This window comes from Pseudonocardia sp. SID8383, assembly GCF_009864975.1.
GTDB classification, from domain to species: Bacteria; Actinomycetota; Actinomycetes; order Mycobacteriales; family Pseudonocardiaceae; genus Pseudonocardia; species Pseudonocardia alni.
In genome coordinates, this window is sequence record NZ_WWFY01001031.1 from 1 (window position 1) to 3,581 (window position 3,581).

Below are 3,581 nucleotides of genomic sequence, written 5' to 3' on the forward strand. Positions count from 1 at the left end.
ACGCCGTGGTCGTGGCCGTCGGGCGTGGGCGGACGGTGCCGCTGCCGGGCGGGGCCCGGCCCCTCGAGCGGGTCCGCGTGGGGCACCGGGCCGCCGTCCTGGTGCGGGCGGGCGCACTGCACGAGGGCTGACGGGGCAGGGCTGCTCGCCACCCTCGCGCCGGGGCAGGGTCGATCGATCCCCGCCGGTGCCTCGGCCCGGCCTCTCGGTTCCGGGGAGGCCCGCTCCCCGCAGAACCCTTCACGGGAGGAACTCTCTCCCGCAGAACAGGGGCATGCCGGCGGGGCGACGACGCGCCTCCGCGCCGGCAGGGACCGGGTGCACGGGCACCCCTCTTCTCCGGATTCGCTTACCGGGTAAGCGAATCCGGAGAACCAGCACCCTGCCGTGCCCCCGGGGCGGGCGGGGCCCAGGAGCTCCGATCTCCGGGCGAGCCGATACCGGTCACACTGGGTCCCGGACCGACACGGACACCGACGCAGACATAGACACAGACACAGACACCGAGGACACGCCCGTGAGCACGATCGACCTGAACGCCGACCTCGGTGAGTCCTGGGGCCGGTGGACCCTCGGCGACGACGAGGCGATGCTCGGGCTCGTCACCTCGGCGAACGTCGCGTGCGGGTTCCACGCCGGGGACCCCTCGACGCTGCGGGTCACGACCACGGGGGCGGCCGGGGCGGGGGTCGTCGTCGGGGCGCAGGTGTCGTACCCGGACCTGCGCGGATTCGGGCGCCGGTTCCTCGACATCGAGCCCGACGCGCTGACCGACGACGTGCTCTACCAGATCGGCGGCCTCGAGGCCCTGTGCCGTGCCGCGGGTACCCGGGTCCGCTACGTCAAGCCGCACGGCGCGCTCTACAACGCCACACGGACGCACACCGCGCAGGCGCGCGCGGTGGTCCGGGCGGTGCGGGCGTACGACCCGTCGCTGCCGGTGCTCGGGCTGGCCGGGTCCGCGCTGCTCGCGGAGGCCGAGCGGGCCGGGCTGCGCGCGGTGGGCGAGTTCTTCGTCGACCGCGGCTACACCGGTGAGGGCGGGCTCGTGCCGCGCGGCGAACCGGGTGCGCTGCTCGACGACCCCGCGGAGGCGGCCGAACGGCTCGTCCGCGTGGTCGGGACGGGGACGGTGCGCGCGGTCGACGGCAGCGACGTCGCGGTCCGTGCCGAGTCCGCCTGCCTGCACGGCGACTCCCCCGGCGCCGTCACGACCGCCCGACGGGTCCGTGACGAGCTCGCCCGGGCCGGGATCGCCGTCGCACCGTTCGTGTGAGCGATGATCGGGTCATGACGAACGACCCGCACGCCTGGCTCGAGGACGTCACCGGCACCGAGGCCCTGGAATGGGTGTCGCAGCGCAACGCCCGCACCGAGGCGCGGCTGACCGGCACCCCGCTGTTCGCCGAGCTGGAGTCGGGGATCCGCGAGGTCCTCGACTCCCGCGACCGGATCCCGTTCGTCACCGCCCGCGGCGGGCACTACTACAACTTCTGGACCGACGAGCAGCACCCGCGCGGCCTGTGGCGGCGCACCACCCCGGAGTCCTACCGGAGCGCCGACACCGAGTGGGAGGTGCTGCTCGACGTCGACGCGCTCAACGCGGCCGAGGGCGAGAACTGGGTCTGGCACGGTGCCCGTTTCCTGCGCCCGGACCTCGACCGCGCGCTGGTCGACCTGTCCCGCGGTGGCGCCGACGCCGACGTCACGCGCGAGTTCGACCTCCCGACCCGCAGCTTCGTCGACGGCGGGTTCTCCCGTCCCGAGGCGAAGGGCGGGATGAGCTGGATCGACCGCGACACCGTCTACCTGTCGACCGACCTCGGTCCGGGCACCATGACGACCTCGGGCTACCCGCGTACGGTGCGGCGGCTGCGCCGCGGCGAGGCCCTGGAGTCCGCCGAGCTGGTCTACGCCGGCGAGGAGACCGACCTCAGCATCTCGGCGTTCCGTGACCACACCCCCGGCTTCGAGCGGGACTTCCTGCGCCGGGCGCTGGCCTTCTACGCCGACGAGCTCCACCTGATCGGCGCGGACGGGACCCTCACCAAGATCGACGTACCGGACTCCGCGATGACCGACGTGCACCGCGAGTGGTGCACCGTCGAGCTGCGCGAGGACTGGGGCTCGTTCACCGCGGGCTCCCTGCTCGCCGCCCGCTTCGACGACGTCCTGGCCGGCGCCCCCTCGTGGGAGGTGCTGTTCGAGCCCACCGACTCCTCCTCGCTCGCCGGGTACGCCTGGACCCGCCACCACCTCGTGCTCGACGTGCTGGAACACGTCGTCGACCGGCTCGTCGTGCTCACCCCGGGCGAGCAGGGCTGGACCCGCGCGCCGTTCACCGGGGCACCGGAGTTCGGCAGCGTCACCGTCGCCGCGGTCGACGCCGACGAGAGCGACGACGTCTGGCTGATCGTCACCGACTACCTGACCCCGTCGACGCTGTCGATCGCGACGGTCGGCGAACAGCCCCGCCCGCTGCGCAGCGCGCCCGCGTTCTTCGACGCGTCCCGCCACGTCATCGAGCAGCACTTCGTGTCCAGCGAGGACGGCACCCGGGTCCCGTACTTCCTGGTCCGGCGCAACGACCTGCCCTTCGACGGCTCCGCCCCCACCCTGCTCTACGGCTACGGCGGCTTCGAGATCCCCATGACCCCCGGCTACTCCGGTGGCACGGGCCGGTCCTGGCTGGAGCGCGGCGGGGTGTACGCGGTCGCGAACCTGCGCGGCGGCGGCGAGTACGGGCCGCGCTGGCACCGGGCGGCGCTGCGCGAGAAGCGGCCGCGGGCCTACGAGGACATGGCCGCCGTCGCCCGGGACCTGATTGACCGCGGCGTCACCTCGCGGGCTCACCTCGCCGTGCAGGGCGGCAGCAACGGCGGCCTGATGGCCGGGAACATGCTGGTCCGCTACCCGGAGCTGTTCGGCGCGGTGGTCATCCAGGTGCCGCTGCTGGACATGAAGCGCTACAGCTACCTGCTCGCCGGTGCCTCCTGGATGGCCGAGTACGGCGACCCGGACACCGACGACTGGGAGTTCATCCGGACGTTCTCGCCGTACCACCTGATCGACGACACGGCCGACTACCCGCCGACGATCCTGCTGACCTCCACCCGCGACGACCGGGTGCACCCCGGCCACGCCCGCAAGTTCACCGCCGCGCTGGAGGCCGCCGGCCACGAGGTGGCCTACTACGAGAACATCGAGGGCGGGCACGGCGGCGCCGCGGACAACGCGCAGGCCGCGAGGATGGCCGCACTGGCCTACGGATTCCTGTGGGAGAAGCTGGCATGAGCGACGTCGTGATCAGGGTGCGGGGCGAGCACGAGCGGCAGGTGCCCGCCGAGCGCGGCACCGCGCTCGTCGTCGTGGAGGCGCAGGGGCCCGAGGCCGCCCCGGTGCGGGCGGAGGTCGAGCGCGGCACCGCGGCGCTCGTCGCCGACGTGCGCGGCCTGCACGACCCCGACGCCGGGCCGGTCCGGCGCTACGTCGTCGACCAGGCCCGCAGCTGGGTCGAGCAGCCCTCCTTCGAGGGGCGCCCGCAGCCGCCGGTGCACCACGCGTCGGTGTCGGTGTCGGTG

Annotated in this window: 3 protein-coding genes; all 3 read left to right on the forward strand. The window is 74.0% G+C overall.

The window, feature by feature from the left end:
* The first annotated feature begins 517 nt into the window (after window positions 1-517).
* Window positions 518-1,276, forward strand: coding sequence for a LamB/YcsF family protein (locus tag GTW08_RS24820; RefSeq protein ID WP_073576804.1), 759 nt, complete (start codon window positions 518-520; stop codon window positions 1,274-1,276).
* Window positions 1,277-1,290: 14 nt separating this feature from the next.
* A complete protein-coding gene (locus GTW08_RS24825; RefSeq protein WP_083658825.1) occupies window positions 1,291-3,294 on the forward strand; it encodes a prolyl oligopeptidase family serine peptidase in 2,004 nt (667 codons plus the stop codon).
* On the forward strand, window positions 3,291-3,581 hold a 291-nt coding region (locus GTW08_RS24830; RefSeq protein WP_161152612.1), incomplete at its 3' end, for an SIMPL domain-containing protein. The genes GTW08_RS24825 and GTW08_RS24830, both read left to right, overlap by 4 nt.

Coding starts and splice junctions, on each gene's coding strand:
- GTW08_RS24825 (WP_083658825.1), top strand. CDS start 1,291: ATGACGAACGACCCGCACGCCTGGCTCGAGGACGTCACCGGCACCGAG.